The sequence below is a fragment of the Cellulomonas palmilytica genome (assembly GCF_021590045.1).
Lineage (GTDB): Bacteria > Actinomycetota > Actinomycetes > Actinomycetales > Cellulomonadaceae > Cellulomonas > Cellulomonas palmilytica.
Genome location: NZ_CP062221.1, coordinates 2,188,242 through 2,205,368 on the forward strand (window position 1 = coordinate 2,188,242; position 17,127 = coordinate 2,205,368).

16 protein-coding genes are annotated in these 17,127 nt (G+C 73.7%); 10 read left to right on the forward strand and 6 right to left on the reverse strand.

Translation table 11 applies throughout. The features are described 5' to 3' along the window. Window positions 1-43 precede the first annotated feature (43 nt). The 8 genes from F1D97_RS09965 to F1D97_RS10000 all read left to right on the forward strand — a co-directional run bounded on the left by F1D97_RS09965 (window position 44) and on the right by F1D97_RS10000 (window position 10,099). On the forward strand, window positions 44-277 hold the full coding sequence (locus F1D97_RS09965; RefSeq protein WP_236120372.1) for a DUF3046 domain-containing protein: 234 nt from the start codon (window positions 44-46) through the stop codon (window positions 275-277). A gap of 35 nt (window positions 278-312) precedes the next feature. Then, the gene (locus F1D97_RS09970; RefSeq protein ID WP_236120373.1) at window positions 313-2,424 is read left to right on the forward strand and encodes an alkaline phosphatase family protein; all 2,112 of its coding nucleotides are present in this window, start codon (window positions 313-315) and stop codon (window positions 2,422-2,424) included. A gap of 1 nt (window position 2,425) precedes the next feature. Then, window positions 2,426-3,298: an MBL fold metallo-hydrolase gene (locus tag F1D97_RS09975; RefSeq protein ID WP_317618846.1), complete on the forward strand. Its 873-nt coding sequence runs from the start codon at window positions 2,426-2,428 to the stop codon at window positions 3,296-3,298. A gap of 240 nt (window positions 3,299-3,538) precedes the next feature. Next, window positions 3,539-4,582, forward strand: a complete 1,044-nt coding sequence (gene recA / locus F1D97_RS09980) for a recombinase RecA (protein WP_236120374.1) — start codon at window positions 3,539-3,541, stop codon at window positions 4,580-4,582. A gap of 26 nt (window positions 4,583-4,608) precedes the next feature. Continuing rightward, window positions 4,609-5,199 (forward strand): regulatory protein RecX, encoded by a 591-nt coding sequence (locus tag F1D97_RS09985; protein WP_236120375.1) that lies wholly within the window; start codon window positions 4,609-4,611, stop codon window positions 5,197-5,199. A gap of 177 nt (window positions 5,200-5,376) precedes the next feature. Next, window positions 5,377-6,909 carry a ribonuclease Y gene (gene rny / locus F1D97_RS09990; RefSeq protein ID WP_236120376.1) on the forward strand — a complete coding sequence of 511 codons (1,533 nt, stop codon included), beginning with the start codon at window positions 5,377-5,379 and terminating at the stop codon, window positions 6,907-6,909. Between the two features lie 131 nt (window positions 6,910-7,040). Further along, on the forward strand, window positions 7,041-7,331 hold the full coding sequence (locus tag F1D97_RS09995; protein ID WP_236120377.1) for a hypothetical protein: 291 nt from the start codon (window positions 7,041-7,043) through the stop codon (window positions 7,329-7,331). Next, window positions 7,331-10,099 carry a tyrosinase family protein gene (locus tag F1D97_RS10000; RefSeq protein WP_236120378.1) on the forward strand — a complete coding sequence of 923 codons (2,769 nt, stop codon included), beginning with the start codon at window positions 7,331-7,333 and terminating at the stop codon, window positions 10,097-10,099. Before F1D97_RS09995 ends, F1D97_RS10000 begins: the two co-directional genes overlap by 1 nt. Here F1D97_RS10000 and F1D97_RS10005 read toward each other — a convergent pair. From F1D97_RS10005 to F1D97_RS10020, 4 genes are all read right to left on the reverse strand, one after another. Then, window positions 10,077-10,946, reverse strand: coding sequence for an amino acid ABC transporter permease (locus tag F1D97_RS10005; protein ID WP_236120379.1), 870 nt, complete (start codon window positions 10,944-10,946; stop codon window positions 10,077-10,079). The two genes, F1D97_RS10000 and F1D97_RS10005, sit on opposite strands and share 23 nt — an antisense overlap. Next, window positions 10,943-11,617 carry an amino acid ABC transporter permease gene (locus tag F1D97_RS10010; RefSeq protein WP_236120380.1) on the reverse strand — a complete coding sequence of 225 codons (675 nt, stop codon included), beginning with the start codon at window positions 11,615-11,617 and terminating at the stop codon, window positions 10,943-10,945. Before F1D97_RS10010 ends, F1D97_RS10005 begins: the two co-directional genes overlap by 4 nt. 88 nt (window positions 11,618-11,705) lie before the next feature. After that, the gene (locus tag F1D97_RS10015; RefSeq protein WP_236120381.1) at window positions 11,706-12,575 is read right to left on the reverse strand and encodes a glutamate ABC transporter substrate-binding protein; all 870 of its coding nucleotides are present in this window, start codon (window positions 12,573-12,575) and stop codon (window positions 11,706-11,708) included. A gap of 111 nt (window positions 12,576-12,686) precedes the next feature. Then, on the reverse strand, window positions 12,687-13,475 hold the full coding sequence (locus tag F1D97_RS10020) for an amino acid ABC transporter ATP-binding protein (protein ID WP_236120382.1): 789 nt from the start codon (window positions 13,473-13,475) through the stop codon (window positions 12,687-12,689). Window positions 13,476-13,632: 157 nt separating this feature from the next. Between F1D97_RS10020 and miaB the strand changes: the two genes are divergently transcribed. Beyond that, entirely contained in the window at window positions 13,633-15,231 is a 1,599-nt protein-coding gene (gene miaB / locus F1D97_RS10025) for a tRNA (N6-isopentenyl adenosine(37)-C2)-methylthiotransferase MiaB (protein WP_236120383.1), read from the forward strand. A 79-nt stretch (window positions 15,232-15,310) separates the two neighbouring features. On the opposite strand, the gene F1D97_RS10030 is transcribed toward miaB, so the two are convergent. Then, the gene (locus F1D97_RS10030; RefSeq protein ID WP_236120384.1) at window positions 15,311-15,829 is read right to left on the reverse strand and encodes a type III secretion system chaperone family protein; all 519 of its coding nucleotides are present in this window, start codon (window positions 15,827-15,829) and stop codon (window positions 15,311-15,313) included. Continuing rightward, window positions 15,826-16,425 carry a type III secretion system chaperone family protein gene (locus tag F1D97_RS10035; RefSeq protein WP_236120385.1) on the reverse strand — a complete coding sequence of 200 codons (600 nt, stop codon included), beginning with the start codon at window positions 16,423-16,425 and terminating at the stop codon, window positions 15,826-15,828. Before F1D97_RS10035 ends, F1D97_RS10030 begins: the two co-directional genes overlap by 4 nt. A gap of 160 nt (window positions 16,426-16,585) precedes the next feature. Here F1D97_RS10035 and F1D97_RS10040 point away from each other — a divergent pair, with 160 nt between their 5' ends. Further along, entirely contained in the window at window positions 16,586-17,104 is a 519-nt protein-coding gene (locus F1D97_RS10040) for a type III secretion system chaperone family protein (protein ID WP_236120386.1), read from the forward strand. Window positions 17,105-17,127: the final 23 nt, after the last annotated feature.

The following is a 17,127-nucleotide window of genomic DNA, read 5'->3' on the forward strand; positions in this document are numbered from 1 at the left end:
GGCCGTGCTGCGCTCGGGTCCGTGCGCGTGACAGGCTGGCGCCGTGAGGTACAGCGAGTTCTGGGAGCTGGTCGAGGAGGTGCTCGGCAGCGCGCACGGGCGCGAGCTGGTCGCGACCCTCGTCGTCGGCGCGCTCGAGAACCGCACGCCCGCCGCGGCGCTCGAGGACGGCGCGGACCCGCGCGCGGTCTGGCACGCCATGTGCGACGAGCTGCAGATCCCCGAGTCCCGGCGCTGGGGTGCCGACCAGCGCCGGCCCGCACCTCCGCGCCGGTAGACCGCCGGTAGACCAGGACGACCCGAGGACGGCCGGTGGACGACGGACGAGGGGACACGAGGCGTCTGCGGGCGCCGTGGCTGCCCACGCTCGGGGACGCGGCCGACGCGCTCGTCGGGCTCGTCGCGACCGCCGGCGGGCTGGGGGTCGCGATCGCCCTGGTCGACGGCGTCGAGGCCACCGGGGTCGGCGGTGTGCTCGTCGTCGCGCTGCTCGTGTTCGTCGGCGACCTCGCCCTGCGGCCCCCGCTGCGCGCGCTCGCGCGTCCGCTCGGCGCCATGGGAGCGCTCGTGCTGGGCCTCGTCGCGCAGGTCGCGATCGCGTGGACCGCGCTGAGCCTCGTCCCGGGCATCGAGGTGTCGTCCGCGTGGGCCGTGGTGCGCGTCATCGTGATCGCCGCGGTCGTCATGGCGGTCGGCCGCTGGCTGCTGGGCGCCAACGACTCCGAGTACGTCATCTCCGACGTGCTGCGCCGCGCGCGCCGCAAGGCCCGCCGGCTCGACGGGCGCGTCCCGCAGGGCCGCCCCGCGGGCATGCTCGTCGTGCAGCTCGACGGCGTCGCCGAGCCCGTGCTGCGCGAGGCGATCGAGGCCGGGCTCGCGCCGACGATGCAGCGGTGGCTCACCGAGGGCACGCACCGCCTCGAGACGTGGTGGGCGCGCGTGCCGTCGACCACGCCCGCGAGCCAGGCCGGCCTGCTGCACGGCGAGTCCGGCGAGATCCCCGCGTTCCGCTGGTGGGACCGCGGGCTCGGTCGGCTCGTCGTGACGAACCACCCCGCGGACGCCGCGCTCGTCGAGGCGCGCCTCACCGACGGCAAGGGGCTGCTGGCGGGCGGCGGGACCGCCGTCTCGACGATGTTCACCGGCGACGCCGAGCGCGCGTACGTCGTCATGAGCCGCACGCGCACGCGCGCCCCCGACGGGTCCGGCGGCGGGCTCGGGCCGGGCGCCGAGTTCGTGCGGTTCTTCGCGAGCCCGTTCGTGCTCGCGCGCGCCGTGTCGCTCACGATCGGCGAGATCGTCAAGGAGCTCTACCAGGCACGGCGCCAGCACGTGCGCGACGTGCGCCCGCGCATCTCGCGCGGCGGCTGGTACGTGGTGCTGCGCGGCGTGACGAACGTGCTCATGCGGGACCTGTCCACGTCGCTCGTCGCCGAGGCCGTCGTGCGGGGCGACCCCGTGGTGTTCGTCGACCTCGTGGACTACGACGAGATCGCGCACCACGCCGGACCCACGCGCCCCGAGTCGCTGCGCGCGCTCGAGGGCCTCGACCGTGTGCTGCGCACGCTCGAGCAGGCGGTCGCGGTCGCGCCGCGCGACTACCGCGTGGTCGTGCTGTCCGACCACGGCCAGGCGCTCGGGGAGACGTTCGAGCAGCTCGAGGGCACGAGCCTGCTCGACGTCGTGCGCGAGCTCATGGCGGCACCCGACGCGAGCGGCGTGCAGAGCGGCACGGGCGAGGACTGGGGGCCGCTCAACGCGCTGCTCACGAGCGTCGTCGGCTCGGGCGGCAGCCGGGCGGTCGGGCCGGACGCCGGTCGCGCGTCGGGGCGCGTGCGCGACGCCGCGACGCCCGAGCCGCCCGAGGTCGTCGTCGTCGGGTCCGGGAACCTCGGTCTCGTGTGGTTCCCGCGGGTCGACCACCGCCTGGTGCTCGAGGAGCTGCAGGAACGCTGGCCCGCGCTCGTGCCCGGTCTCGCGGCACGGCCGGGCGTCGGGGCGGTCGTCGTCGACACGCGGGCGCGTGGGCTCGTGGCGATCGGCCCGCGCGGGCTCGTGCTCCTGGAGCCCGACCCGGACGCCGACCCTGCCGACGCGGTCGAGGGGGAGGACCCGCTCGCGCCCTACGGGCCGCGCGGGCGTGCGGACCTCGCGCGCGCCGCGCGTCTTCCGCACACCGGCGACCTGCTGCTCGTCTCGCGCGTCACCGAGCGGGGGCACGTGCACGCGTTCGAGGGACAGGTCGGGTCGCACGGCGGGATCGGCGGGGCGCAGAACCTCGCGATGCTCCTGCACCCCGCGCAGTGGCCCGTGGACGACGAGCTGCGCGAGGCGGTCGGGGCGCGGGACCTGCTCGTGGGCGCGGAGTCCGTGCACGCGCAGCTCGTGCGGTGGGCGCGCAGCGCGGGGCTGCGGGAGGTGTGAGGTGTCGTCGGGGGTGCGTGCGGCGGGCGTCGTGACGAGCGGCGTGCACGACGAGGTGCGCGACGACGAGGTGCCCGCCGTGGCGGTGCGCTGGCTCGGTCACGCGAGCGTCGTGCTCGACCTCGCGCCGCCCGGCGAGCGCCCGGGCGTCGCGCGGCGCGTGCGCCTGCTGACCGACCCGCTGCTGCGCCGCCACGCGGGACTGCTGCGTCGGCGCGGGGGCGCCCCGCGGCGCGAGGACTGGTGCGACGCGGACGCCGTGCTCGTCTCCCACCTGCACCACGACCACGCGGAGCTCGGCTCGCTCGAGCTGCTCGGTGAGACGCCCGTGCTCGCCCCGCCGAGCAACGCGCACTGGCTCACGCGGCACGGGGTGCACGGCGTCCCGGTGCCTGAGGGCACGTGGTGGCAGGTGCCCGGCACGGGCGTGCGCGTGCGGCCGGTGACCGCCGTGCACGGGCACCGGCCCATGCCGCACCGGCCGAACGCGGCGGTGGGGTTCCTCGTCGTCGCACCGGGCGTGCGCGTGTGGTTCGCGGGGGACACCGCGCCGTTCCCGCAGATGGCGGACCTGCCCGCGCTCGCGGGCGGGCCGATCGACCTGGCGCTCGTGCCCGTGGGCGGGTGGGGTCCGCGCCTGTCGGGCGGGCACATGGACCCGGTCCAGGCGGCCGAGGCGGTGGCGGCCGTGCGGGCCGCCGCGGCCGTGCCTGTGCACTGGGGCACGCTGCACGCGCCGGTGTCGCGGCGGCTGCCGCCGGGCTGGATGGACGCGGCGGGGCCGGCGTTCGCGGCGGCCGTGGGACGGCGGGTGCCGGGCTGCGCGGTGCACGTGCTGGAGCCGGGGGAGCAGGTGCGGCTGCGCGTGCGGTGATCCGGCGCGCGTGCTCGTCGGCGTGTCGCGCGCGATCGAACGTCTGTTCGGTAGTGTGGTGCGCGGTGGCGACGTCCGCGGCGTCCACCCGTCCACAGGTCGGTCCCGGTCGGGGCTCGTCCACAGGGGGCGGGGGTCCGCGACGGCTGTGTCGGTGGTCGGGCATAGCGTCACCGCACGACGAGAAGACCAGCCCCCGCAGGCGCAGCACGACAGCTGCTCGAGACGAAGGTGGAGCACATGCCTCCCGCACCCCAGGACCGCGAGAAGGCCCTCGAGGCCGCCCTCTCCCAGATCGACCGCCAGTTCGGCAAGGGCTCCATCATGCGCCTCGGCGACGAGGGCCGTGCCCCCGTCGAGGTGATCCCCACCGGCTCGATCGCGCTCGACGTCGCGCTCGGCATCGGCGGCCTCCCGCGCGGCCGCATCATCGAGATCTACGGCCCGGAGTCCTCGGGAAAGACGACGGTCGCGCTGCACGCGGTCGCCAACGCGCAGCGGGCCGGCGGCATCGCGGCGTTCATCGACGCCGAGCACGCGCTCGACCCGGAGTACGCGAAGAAGCTCGGGGTCGACACCGACGCGCTGCTCGTGTCGCAGCCGGACACCGGTGAGCAGGCGCTCGAGATCATGGACATGCTGATCCGCTCGGGCGCGATCGACATCATCGTCATCGACTCGGTCGCGGCCCTCGTGCCCAAGGCCGAGATCGAGGGCGAGATGGGTGACAGCCACGTCGGTCTGCAGGCGCGCCTGATGTCGCAGGCGCTGCGCAAGATCACCGGTGCCCTCAACCAGTCGGGGACCACCGCGATCTTCATCAACCAGCTGCGCGAGAAGATCGGCGTGTTCTTCGGCTCGCCCGAGACCACCACCGGTGGCAAGGCGCTGAAGTTCTACGCGTCGGTCCGCATGGACATCCGCCGCATCGAGACCCTCAAGGAGGGCACCGAGGCGGTCGGAAACCGCACGCGCGTCAAGGTCGTCAAGAACAAGATGTCGCCGCCGTTCAAGCAGGCCGAGTTCGACATCCTGTACGGCGTCGGCATCTCGCGCGAGGGCTCGCTGATCGACCTCGGCGTCGAGCACGGCTTCATCCGCAAGTCCGGTGCGTGGTTCACGTACGAGGGCGACCAGCTCGGCCAGGGCAAGGAGAACGCGCGCAAGTTCCTGCGCGACAACCCGGACCTCGCCGAGGAGCTCGACAAGAAGATCAAGGAGAAGCTCGGCATCGGGGCACGCCTCGACGCGCCGGCGGACGCGACGCCGCCGGTCGACTTCTGACGCCGCGCCGGGGCACCGGCATGGCGATGAGCAACGCAGGTGCCCGTCGACGGCGGCCCGCCCAGGAGCCGCCGTCGACGGGCGCCGCGGCGCAGGACGCCGAGCCCGATCCCGAGTCGGTCGCGCGGTCGATCGCGCTGCGCCTCCTCACGGGCGCCCCGCGCAGCCGCGCGCAGCTCGAGGAGGCCATGGCGCGCCGCGAGGTCCCGCAGGACGTCGCGGCGCGCGTGCTCGACCGGTTCACCGAGGTCGGCCTGGTGAACGACGCGGAGTACGCGCGGATGCTCGTGCGGACCCGGCACGAGGAGCGTGGGCTGTCGCGTCGAGCGCTCGCCGTCGAGCTGCGGCGCAAGGGCATCGACGAGGAGACCGCGGCCGGCGCGCTCGAGCAGGTCGACGGCGACGACGAGGTGGAGGCGGCGCGCGCCGTCGTGCGCCGCAAGCTGCGGGCGACCACCGGGCTCGACGAGGCGACGCGACTGCGCCGGGTCGCGGGGACCCTGGGACGCAAGGGCTACGCGCCGGGGCTCGCGCTGCGGCTGGCCCGCGAGGAGCTCGCGGCCGAGGCAGGGTCTGACGACGGCGCCGGGGGCGACGTCGACTTCTGGGACGCCTGAGACGCACGGCTCGGGGTGAGACGCGGCAGGTGTGTGGGCGGCCGCGAGATCGGGACGAGTGGCCCACGACGCGGCCATGCCGCACTGACCAGGATGGATACGGTCCGCCCGTACGGGTGTCGTGGCCGGCGATGCGTCGCCGGTGCGCGACAATGACCGCGACGAGCGGAGGTACGCGTGGGCGAGAGCGGGGTCGCGACAGTCGTCGGGCTGCTCGGCGCGTGCCTGGTCGCGCTCATCCTTGTGCTCCTCGCGCGCCGTGAGGCGGCCGCGCAGCGCGAGCAGGCAGCCAAGGACGTCGCCGAGATCAAGGAGGAGGCGCGCGAGCTCCTCGCCTCCGCCGAGCGCCGCGAGCAGCGCGCGCGTGAGCGCGACGAGGCGACGACGGCCGCGCAGTCCCAGGCGCAGGCCGCCGAGGAGCGCGCGCGCGAGCACGAGCGCACCGCGCAGGCGGCCGAGCGTGCCGCCGAGCGTGCGCTCGCCGCAGCCGAGCGAGACAGCGCCGCCCGGGTGGACGACGCCGCCCGGCAGGCGCGCGAGACGGTCGAGCGCGCGCAGGCGCAGGCCCGCGCCGAGCTCGAGTCCGCAGCCGGCCTGACGCAGGACGAGGCGCGCGCCGCGCTGACCCGGCGCATCACCGAGCAGGCGCAGAACGAGGCGTCGTCGTACGTGCGCCGCGCGGAGGCGCAGGCGCGCCGCACCGCCGAGGCCCGCGCGCGGCGCATCCTCGCGACCGCGGTGCACCGCACCGCCGTGGCCACGAGCGCCCAGGCGGGGCTCACCGTCGTGACCGTGCCGTCCGACGAGATGAAGGGCCGGATCATCGGCAAGGAGGGCCGCAACATCCGGTCCTTCGAGGCGCTCACGGGCGTCAACGTGCTGGTCGACGAGCAGCCGGACGCCGTCGTGCTCTCGTGCTTCGACGCGGAGCGCCGCGAGGTCGCGCAGGTCACGCTCGAGGCGCTCGTCGCCGACGGTCGGATCCACCCGCAGCGCATCGAGGAGGCGTACGCCGACGCGCTCGCCGGAGCGGACGAGCGTGCGGTCGCCGCCGGGCACGCGGCGGCCGAGCGCGCGGGAGTCGAGGACCTGCACCCGGTGCTCGTGCGGACGCTCGGGCGGCTGCGCCTGAGGACGTCCTACGGCCAGAACGTCCTCGAGCACCTGGTCGAGTGCGCGCTCCTCGCGGGGTCGGTCGCGGCCGAGCTCGGTGCGGACGAGCAGCGCGCCCGGCGTGCGGCGCTGCTGCACGACGTGGGCAAGGCCCTCACGAACGAGATCCCAGGGACGCACGCCGCGGTGGGTGCGGAGCTCGCGCGGCGGCACGGCGAGGACGACGTCGTCGTCAACGCGATCGCCGCGCACCACGACGAGGTGCCGCTCGAGACGGTCGAGGCGGTCGTCGTGCAGATCGCGGACGCGGTCTCGGCGGCGCGTCCGGGTGCGCGCCGGCAGGAGCTCGACCAGTACCTCGAGCGCATGGACCGGCTCGAGAGCCTGGTCGCGGCGCACCGCGGCGTGCGCCGCGCGCTCGCGATGGCGGCGGGCCGTGAGGTGCGCGTCGTCGTCGAGCCGTCCGAGGTCGCCGACGACGCGCTGCCGGAGCTCGCTCGTGCCATCGCCCGCCACATCGAGGCGGACCTGACGTACCCCGGCGAGATCACCGTGACCGTCGTGCGGGAGATCCGCGCGAGCGCGACCGCCGACTGACCAGCCGTCGGGGCTGACCCGCCCGCCGGGGCTGACCACCCGCCCGGGCCGTATCACGCCCCGGGCGGGTCGCCTCCTGATGCCATGACGCGACCGCCGACGGGCGGCGCCGGTCGGCAGGAGGCGGAACAGTGGGCAAGGACGCGATCCCCCGCACGGAGCTGGTCCGGGGCGGGCGGAAGGTGGAGGTCGAGCAGGACGACCAGGGCGTCGTCACGCTCGTGATCGACGGCCACGAGGTCGAGGTCGAGATCGTCGACGGTCGGTACTACAGCCACCTCGCCGGGATGTTCGAGGGGTTCGACGACGTCTTCGCGCTCGTCGACTCGCTCATGGCGAACGAGGGCACGCTGTGGTCCTTCACGCACGCGCACCACCCGCACCCGCACCCCGCGCACGAGCCCGACGGGGGGCACCACTGATGGACATCCGCAAGCGCATCTACTCGCTCACCGACACGGAGCTGGCGCGGTTCCAGGACGCGGTGAACGCCGCGAAGGCCGACGGCAGCTACGACGAGTTCATCGAGCGGCACCACCACTCGATGATGACGGCGACGCTCATGCCCGGAGAGGCCGGCGGGTCCAACCTGCGCAACGTCGCGCACCGCGGCCCGGCGTTCCTGCCGTGGCACCGCTACTTCCTGCGCGAGTTCGAGCTCATGCTCCAGGACAAGCGGCCGGGCGTCACCCTGCCGTACTGGGACTGGGAGACGGAGGCCGACCCGTTCGCCGCGCCCCTGTGGAGCACGGCGCCGGGCGAGCGGCACTACGTGGGCGGCGACGGCACCTTGACGACCGGCCCGTTCGCGGGCTGGACGGCGCTGGTCGAGGCGATCGACGGCAGTCTGGTCGACCGTCCCGGCGGGATCATCCGGAACTTCGGGTCGGGCGCGTTCCCGACCCAGGCGCAGGTCGACGGGGTGCTTGCCGACTACCCGGTCTACGACACGTCGCCGTGGCGCACCGCGAGCGCCGGCAGCTTCCGCAACCGGCTCGAGGGCTGGTTGCAGGAGGCGGGCGAGGTCGGCTCGCAGCTGCACAACGCGGTGCACGTCTGGATCGGTGGGGACATGGGTCCGGGGACGTCCCCGAACGACCCGGTGTTCTTCCTCCACCACGGCAACATCGACCGCATCTGGGCGGCCTGGCAGCACGCGCACCCCGCGTCGGGCTACCTGCCGCAGGCGGGTGGACCTCCCGGGCACAACGGTCCCGACGCGATGCAGTTCCTCACGCTGCCGAGCCCGACGCCCAACGCGTCCCTCGACTACCGGCGCACGCTCGGGTACGTGTACGACACCGACCCACCGCTGGTCGACCTGGCGACGCCGGTGGTGTCGTTCGCCGACGTGCCGACGCTCGAGCAGACGTGGCGTGCCGCGGTGTTCCACGTGCGCGCGGGCTCGACCGTGCACCTCCAGGTCGTCGCGGGCAGCGGGCCGAACGCGCCGTACTCGCTGACCCCGCTCGGGGGCAGCGTCACGCACGTCCCGCCGGTCGACGAGCAGCCGTACGACGAGGTGCGTGTGTGGTTCGCGTTCACGGGCGAGGCCGCGCCCGGGCCCGCGCCGGTCGGTGGCGTGCAGATCCTGTGCGTCGAGACGGGCGAGGTGTTCGACGTGACGCTCACGGGGAGCACGGTGCCCCGGCCGACGACAGGTGTCGTGTTCGCCCTCGACCGGTCGGGCAGCATGGGTCTGCCGGCGGGCACGGGCTCGTCGCGGCTCGCGCTGCTCAAGGAGGCGGTCGCGCGGTCCGTGGAGCTGATCCGGGACGGCAGCGGGGCGGGGCTCGTGAGCTTCGACCACGACGCGTACCCGGGCGTCGACCTGGAGCCCTTCGACCCAGCGACGAGCCACCGCGACGACGTCCTGGGGGCGTCGGACGGGCTGACGCTCGGCGGCGCGACGTCGATCGGCGACGGGCTCGTCCTCGGTCGCGCCACGCTCGGCGCGGGTGCGGGTCCGTTCGACGGCACGGCGCTCGTCGCGCTCACCGACGGTCTGGAGAACTCGGCGGCCTTCCTCGCGGACGTCGGCGGCAGCATCGACGCGCGCACGTTCGCGGTCGGGCTCGGGTCCGCGGAGCAGGTCTCGAGCGAGGCGCTGTCGACGATCGCCGCGCAGACGGACGGGTACCTGCTGCTGACGGGCGCGCTCACGCCGGCCACCGACTCCTACTTCCTGCTGTCGAAGTACTTCCAGCAGATCCTCGTGTCGGCCACGAACGAGGACATCGTCACCGACCCGGACGGGTACCTGCTGCCCGGGACCGTGCAGCGCATCCCGTTCCATGCGCTCGCCTCGGACATCGAGGCGACCGTCGTGCTCCTGTACGACAACCCGGTCGTCTCGCTGTCGCTGCGCACCCCGGACGGCCAGGTGCTCGACGAGGCGGCGGTCGTCGGGCTCGGCGGCACCGTCACCCACGGCACGAACCAGACGTTCGCGCGGTTCGCCCTGCCGCTCGGCGGAACGCACCACGGCGGCGGCTGGGAGGCGTTGCTGGAGATCGACGCGCGGGCGTACAAGCGGCTCGTCTCGAAGCTGCGCGACGCCGCACAGGAGGACTCCGAGGCGCGGGCGCGGCTCGAGCGTCTGCTCGCGCACGGTGCGCGGTACTCGGTCACCGTGACGGCGTGGAGCAACGTGCGGATGCGTGCGCGCGTGGACCAGGACGGCTTCACGCCGGGTGCGCGCGCCCGGGTCACGGCGGTGCTCACCGAGCACGGCCTTCCGGTCGAGGCCGGGGCGCGTGTGGTCGCGCGGGTCGTCCGGCCGGACGGCGTGACGCTGGACGTCCCGCTCGCGCACGAGGGTGGCGGCGCCTATGCCGGGGACCTCGTCCTCACCCAGGGCGGCGCCTGGCGGGTGCTCGTCCAGGCGACGGGGCGCACGCGGCGCGGGGAGCGGTTCACCCGGGACCAGCTGCTGGGCGCCGTCGCGGTGCGCGGGACCGGCGCGCCGCCGCGCGGCGAGCCGGGCGGCGCAGTGGTCGACCTGGTCGGCTGCCTCTCCGCGCAGGACGGCGGGCGTCGGTGGTTCGAGGAGCACGGGATCGACGTCGACGCGTTGCTGAAGTGCCTGCTCACCAAGGCGTCCGGACCGCGCACCGACCTCGAGGGACGGCGCCCCCGGACGTCGGCCCGGGGCGCCGCTCGGGAGGTCAGTCCTCGACGCCGGCGGTGACCGCCATGCTCGGCGCCTCGGCGCGCGCCTTGCCGGCGGTGCGGCGGCCGACCCGGCCGGCGAGCGCCTCGGCGAGCCGCGTCAGCAGCCAGTTGATGACGATGAAGACGACCGCCGCGACCAGGAGAGCCTGCAGGATGTTGCCGTTGCCCGAGCCGAACCGGCGCGCGGCCGCGAGCAGCTCGGGGTAGGTGATGATCGCGCCGAGCGCGGTGTCCTTGAGGATCACGACGAGCTGGCTCGCGATGGCCGGCAGCATCGCGATGACGGCCTGCGGCACCTCGACGAGGCGCAGCGACTGCGGGCGGCGCAGCCCGATCGCGAGCGCGGCCTCGCGCTGACCCCGGGGCAGGTTGTGCACACCGGACCGGACGAGCTCGGCGAACACGGAGCCGTTGTAGAGCGTGAGCCCGAGGACGACGGCGACGAGCGGCAGGTCCTTCGGCGAGACCAGGTCGAGCTGGGGGATCGCCATGTAGAAGAACACCATCATGATGAGCACGGGCACGGCCCGGAAGAACTCGACGACGCCGCCGGACACCACGCGGACCGTGCGTGAGGCGGACAGCCGCCCGAGGCCGAACACGATGCCGAACAGCCCGGACGTGACGATCGAGAGGCCGGCCGCGACGAGCGTCTGGCGCAGGCCCGGCAGGAAGTAGTTCTCCCACGCGTTCGCGGTGAACAGCGGCTGCCACAGGTCGCCGTCGAGCTGGCCCTTGCGGTCGAGCAGGACCAGCGCGTACACGGCGATGCCCGCGACGACGACGGTCGCGGCGATGTTGATCCACACCATGCGGCGCCGCGCGCGCGGCCCGGGGGCGTCGAACAGGACGGACCCGCTCATCGCGCCACCGCCAGCCGCCGCGACAGGCTCGTCGTCGCGAGCCCGATCGGGACCACGATGAGGACGAACCCGAACGCGAAGATGAAGAAGATCGCCAGGATCAGGTCCGGCCGGTTCTCGATCATCGTGCGCAGCAGCCCCGACGTCTCGGCGACCGAGCCCGCGGCCGCGACGGTCGAGTTCTTGGTGAGCGCGATGAGCACGTTGCCGAGCGGGGCGACCGCGCCGCGGAACGCCTGCGGCAGGATGATGAGCCGCGCGGACGCGGCGAAGTCCAGCCCGATCGCGCGCGCCGCCTCGGCCTGCCCGACGGGCACGGTGTTGACCCCCGAGCGCAGCGCCTCGCACACGAACGCCGCGTGGTAGACGGTCAGGCCGAGCACGGACAGCCAGAAGAAGTTGCGCTGGAAGTCCGACGACAGCGTGATCCCGAGCTGGCCCCACAGGCCGAGCACGCAGAACACGATGATGACGGTCAGCGGCGTGTTGCGGATGAGGGTCACGTACGTCGACCCGGCCCAGCGCAGGCTCGGCACGGGGGAGATGCGCATGACCGCGAGGACGGTCCCGACGACGAGCGCGAAGATCGCCGCGAAGAACGTCAGCTGGATGTTGGTCCAGAACGCCCCGAGCACGTCGAACTCGCTGAACAACGACGTGAAGTCGTCCACCGATCCTCCTGTCACGCGTGGTGCACGTATCCGTCCGTCCGCCGACGTCCGGCCGGACCGCCGTGGCAGCCCGACCGGACGTCAGGGGTCACTCGCAGGCCGCGGGCGTGGGCGGGTTGAGGTCGGCGTTCGGCTCGTACCCGGACGCGCTGACGTTGTCGTCGAGCGCCTTCTGCCACGAGCCGTCCTCGAGCATCGCGTTGATCGCGTCGGTGACGGCCTGGCACTTGTCGGAGTCCTTCGGCAGGCCGACGCCGTAGTTCTCCTCGGAGAACGGGTTGCCGACGACCTTGACCTTGCCCTCGTTCGCGGGGATGGCCGCGAGGCCGGCGAGGATGATGTCGTCGGTGGTGACCGCGTCGACGGTGCCGGCGGTGAGCGCCGTGACGCACTCGCTGTAGCCCGGCTGCTCGAGCAGGTTGGTGCCCGTGGCGTACTCGTCCTTGATGCGCTGCGCGGACGTGGACCCCGTCACCGAGCACAGGTTCTTGCCGTCGAGGTCCTCGGGCCCGCCGATGGACGTGTCGTCGACCGCGACGAGCAGGTCCTGACCGGCGACGAAGTACGGACCGGCGAAGGAGATGACCTCCTTGCGCGTGTCGGTGATCGAGTACGTCGCGAAGATCATGTCGACCTGGCCGTTCTGCAGCATGGTCTCGCGCTGCGCGGACGGGGACTCGACGAACTCGATCTGGTCCTCGGAGTAGCCGAGCTTGTCCGCGACGTAGCGCGCGACGTCGACGTCGAACCCGGTGTACTCGTCGCCGTCCTTGAAGCCGAGGCCCGGCTGGTCGAACTTGATGCCGATGCGGATGGTGCCGCCACCGCCTCCCGTGCCGCCGTCGGTGGCCCCGTCGTCACCGTCGTCGGAGGAGCAGGCCACCAGGGCGAGGGCGGCGACGAGGCCGAGCGCGGCGACGCCTGCGGTGCGGCGTGGGCGGTGCGTGGAGCGGGTCATGGTGGGTCCCTTCGTGTCGGGTGACTGCGTTCCGTTCGGGAAGCTCAGCGGGGTCGGTCGGGGGCCGGTCGGCGGGTCGGTCGGGCTTCGGTCGTGAGCCGGTGGGTGGCGTCAGTGGGTGAGGATCTTGGACAGGAAGTCGCGGGCGCGCGCGCTCGACGGTGACGTGAAGAACGTCTCGGGGTCGGCCTGCTCGACGATCTCGCCACCGTCCATGAAGACCACGCGGTGCGCGGCGCGGCGCGCGAAGCCCATCTCGTGGGTCACCACCAGCATCGTCATGCCGTCGCGCGCGAGCCCGACCATGACGTCGAGGACCTCGTTGATCATCTCGGGGTCGAGCGCCGAGGTCGGCTCGTCGAACAGCATGACCTTGGGGTCCATCGCGAGCGCGCGGGCGATCGCGACGCGCTGCTGCTGGCCGCCCGAGAGCTGCGCGGGCAGCTTCTCGGCCTGGTTCGCGACGCCGACGCGGTCGAGCAGCTCCATCGCGCGCGTGCGCGCCGCGGCCCGCTTGACGCCCTTGGCCTTGATCGGCCCGAGCGTGACGTTCTCCAGCACGGTCTTGTGCGCGAACAGGTTGAACGACTGGAACACCATGCCGACGTCGGCGCGCAACCGGGCGAGCTCGCGCCCCTCGGCGGGCAGCTCGCGCCCGTCGATCGTGATCGTCCCCGAGTCGATGGTCTCGAGCCGGTTGATGGTGCGGCACAGCGTGGACTTGCCGCTCCCGGAGGGCCCGATGATCACGACGACCTCGCCGCGCGCGACCGTGAGGTCGATCTGCTTGAGGACGTGCAGGGGGCCGAAGTGCTTGTCGACGCCGCGCAGCTCGACGAGGGGCGCGCCCACGTCGTCGCGTGCAGCAGGTCCGGAAGGTCCTGTCGCGAGGTCCGCCATTCGACGAACGTAGGGGGAAATGCCTGGTAGTGCATCCTTCTGCGGGTTTCGATCAGGCAACATCTGCGCGAACCGGACGTGCGGTCGGGGGGCTCGCGGTGCACGTCGGGACTGCGTCGACCTGAGCCCCCCGACAGCGGTCGTACCCTGGTCGGTGATGTCCACGACCCTGCCTGCCCCCGCCCTCGCCCGCACGCCCGCGTCCGCGACGACGCCCGCGCCCGCCGAGGCGCAGGCGCGTACGTACCTGGTCAAGACGCTCGGCTGCCAGATGAACGTGCACGACTCCGAGCACATGGCCGGCATGCTCGAGCAGGCGGGCTACGTCGCCGCGACGCCGGAGCAGGTCGCCGCGGAGGACGCGGACGTCGTCGTCATCAACACGTGCGCGGTACGCGAGAACGCCGCCGACAAGCTGTACGGGAACCTCGGGCGCCTCGCGGGCACCAAGCGCAGCCGCCCGGGCGGCATGCAGATCGCGGTCGGCGGCTGCCTCGCGCAGAAGGACCGCGCAGGCATCGTCGAGCGTGCGCCGTGGGTGGACGTGGTGTTCGGCACGCACAACCTCGACGTGCTGCCGGCGCTGCTGGAGCGCGCCCGGCACAACGAGCGCGCACAGGTCGAGATCGAGGAGTCCCTCAAGGTCTTCCCGTCGACGTTGCCGACGCGCCGCGAGTCCGTCTACGCGGGCTGGGTGTCGATCAGCGTGGGCTGCAACAACACCTGCACGTTCTGCATCGTCCCGCACCTGCGGGGCAAGGAGCGCGACCGTCGGCCGGGCGAGATCCTCGCCGAGGTGGAGGCGCTCGTCGCGACGGGCGCGATCGAGGTGACGCTGCTCGGGCAGAACGTGAACTCCTACGGCGTGGGGTTCGGCGACCGCGGCGCGTTCGCCAAGCTGCTGCGCGCGGTCGGCGCGGTCGAGGGCCTCGAGCGCGTGCGGTTCACCTCGCCCCACCCGGCGGCGTTCACCGACGACGTCATCGCGGCGATGGCGCAGACGCCCACGGTGATGCCGTCGCTGCACATGCCGCTGCAGTCGGGCTCGGACCGCGTCCTGCGCGCGATGCGCCGCTCGTACCGCTCGGAGAAGTTCCTCGGCATCCTCGACCGGGTGCGCGCGCAGATCCCGCACGCCGCGATCACGACGGACGTCATCGTCGGCTTCCCGGGGGAGACCGACGAGGACTTCGAGGAGACATTGCGGGTCGTCGAGGCGTCGCGGTTCTCGTCGGCGTTCACGTTCCAGTACTCGCCGCGCCCGGGCACGCCCGCCGCGGACCTGCCCGACCAGCTGCCGAAGGCCGTCGTGCAGGAGCGCTACGAGCGGCTCGTCGCGCTGCAGGAGCGGATCTGCGCGCAGGAGAACGCGGCGCAGGAGGGGCGCGTCGTCGAGGTGCTCGTCGCCGAGGGCGAGGGGCGCAAGGACGGCGAGACGCGCCGCATCTCGGGGCGCGCGGCGGACAACCGGCTCGTGCACCTCGCGCTGCCGGCCGACCTCGCCGCGGCCGACGCGCCGCGGCCCGGCGACCTCGTGACGGTCCAGGTCACGCACGGCGCCCCGCACCACCTCGTCGCGGACTCGGCCGTCACGGGCGGCCCGTTCGCCGTGCGCCGCACGCGCGCCGGTGACGCGTGGGCGGCGCGGCAGGCGGGCGACGACGAGCACGACGAGCACGCGGGTGGCGCGTGCGGCACGGGCGGCGCGCCCGCCGGCCCGGTGAGCCTGGGCATGCCGACGCTCGCGGTCCGCTGACGCAAGCCCGGCAGCGCAGCGACCGGTCCGCCCAGCCGTCGGGCAGAGCAGTCGTCGGGCAGTTCAGTCGTCGGGCAGGTCAGTCGTCGGGCAGCGCGGTGGCCGGACCCGGTCCGGGGATCGTGGCCTCGAGCGCCGCGAACAGCTGCACGCCCGTGCCGAGCCCGCACGCGAGCACCTGCGCGAGCTGCGCGTCGGTCGCACCCGGCTCGAAGTCCGCGCTGACCTCGGAGTACAGGGCGAGCATGCCCTCCTCCTCGCGCACGTACGCCTTGGGCCAGATGCGCTCGCGGTTCCAGTCGTTCATCGCGAGCGCGACCGCGCCGCGCTGCTCGAGCGGGACCTGCCGCTGCCACCGGCCGCGCACCTGCACGATCTCGTCGTGCTCGCCGAGCAGCAGGAACCAGAACCGGCTGCCGTCCCACGTGCCGGTGAGGTCGCCGTCGTCGTCGACGATGAAGCGGTACCCCTTGCTCAGCAGGTAGTCGCCGATGCGGTCCCGCGTGACGGGACGCGGCTCCTCGTCGTCGGAGGGCACGTCCTTCGGCGGCTTCGGCAGGCCGCCGAGCACGCGCAGCAGCCAGCCGGGCCCGCTCACGGCATGCTCCCGGCGGGGTCGGGGTACTTCTCGTCGAGCGCGTCGAAGAACATCGACCCGGTCGACAGCCCGCAGAACAGCAGCTGCGAGAGCTGCGCGTCCGTCGCGCCGTGCTCGAGGTCGGTCGCGACCTCCGAGACGACGTGCACGCGCCCGTTGTCCCGCACGCGCACGTACGCCTTGGGCCAGATCCGGTCGGCGTTCCACTCGTTGCACAGGTCGAGCACCTCCTCGAGACGCTCGATCGCGATCTCGCGGTGCCACTGGCCGCGGACCTGCAGGATCTCCGAGCTCTCTCCGAAGAGGAAGAAGTAGAACAGCCGCCCCCGCCACAGGCCGCCGAGGTCGCCGTCGTTGTCGACGAAGTAGCTGAAGTGGTTGTCGCTCATCCAGGCGGCGATGCGGGCCGGCGTGACCGCCCGCGGGTGCTCCGGCGCGGGCTCGGCGACGCCCAGCTCGCGCGCGAGCAGCCGCGTGACGCTGTCGTGCAGCTCGTCGTCGCTCGGGTCGGCGGCGGGTCCGCGGGCCCGCCCGGTGCCCGTCGACGCTCGCCGGCGCCGCCACCAGGGGCGGTGCTCGTCGGGCTTGGCGGTCATGGGGCGACACTACCCGGGCGCCCGCACGGGATCGCGGTGGGCGTCCCGAAAGGTGGACGCGGGGTGCGCACCGCGGGCCGGGTGGCGCGTTCGCCGGGTGCCCCGCGCGCGGGCTAGGGTCGCGACGATCGCGCACGACGACGACGAGGACGGTGCCCCCGTGGGCTTCTTCACCCGGAACGACCAGCCCGAGCCCGCCGGGCCCGCACCCGAGCCGACCACGGCGCTGGAGCCCCTGACGAACGAGCGGATCACCGCGACGCTGGACGCGCACGGGTACCGGTACGCGATCGACTCCGACGGCGACGTGGGCGGGATCTGGGACGACCACGTCTTCTACTTCGTGCGGATCGGGCCCGAGCGCGAGTTCCTGCAGGTGCGCGGACGCTGGTCGCGGGTGCTGCCCGCGTCGGCGTACCTCGAGGTGCTCGAGCTCGCGAACGCGTGGAACACCGCCAAGGTGTTCCCGAAGACGTACGTGCGGGTGGAGGAGGACCAGCTGGGGATCTACGCGGAGCACGCGGTGGACTACGCGCCGGGCGTCGCCGACGAGCAGATCGACCAGCACCTGGGCTGCGCGGTGTCGACGGCGCTCGCGTTCTTCGCGCACCTCGACGAGGCCTACCCGCAGGCGGTCGAGGAGCACCGCGCACGGATCGCGGCGGCCCGCGAGAGCTGAGCCCGCACCGGCGCGGGGCGGGC

Coding starts and splice junctions, on each gene's coding strand:
- F1D97_RS10035 (WP_236120385.1), bottom strand. CDS start 16,425: ATGACCGCCAAGCCCGACGAGCACCGCCCCTGGTGGCGGCGCCGGCGA.
- F1D97_RS10005 (WP_236120379.1), bottom strand. CDS start 10,946: ATGAGCGGGTCCGTCCTGTTCGACGCCCCCGGGCCGCGCGCGCGGCGC.
- recA (WP_236120374.1), top strand. CDS start 3,539: ATGCCTCCCGCACCCCAGGACCGCGAGAAGGCCCTCGAGGCCGCCCTC.
- F1D97_RS09985 (WP_236120375.1), top strand. CDS start 4,609: ATGAGCAACGCAGGTGCCCGTCGACGGCGGCCCGCCCAGGAGCCGCCG.
- miaB (WP_236120383.1), top strand. CDS start 13,633: ATGTCCACGACCCTGCCTGCCCCCGCCCTCGCCCGCACGCCCGCGTCC.
- F1D97_RS10015 (WP_236120381.1), bottom strand. CDS start 12,575: ATGACCCGCTCCACGCACCGCCCACGCCGCACCGCAGGCGTCGCCGCG.
- F1D97_RS10020 (WP_236120382.1), bottom strand. CDS start 13,475: ATGGCGGACCTCGCGACAGGACCTTCCGGACCTGCTGCACGCGACGAC.
- F1D97_RS10000 (WP_236120378.1), top strand. CDS start 7,331: ATGGACATCCGCAAGCGCATCTACTCGCTCACCGACACGGAGCTGGCG.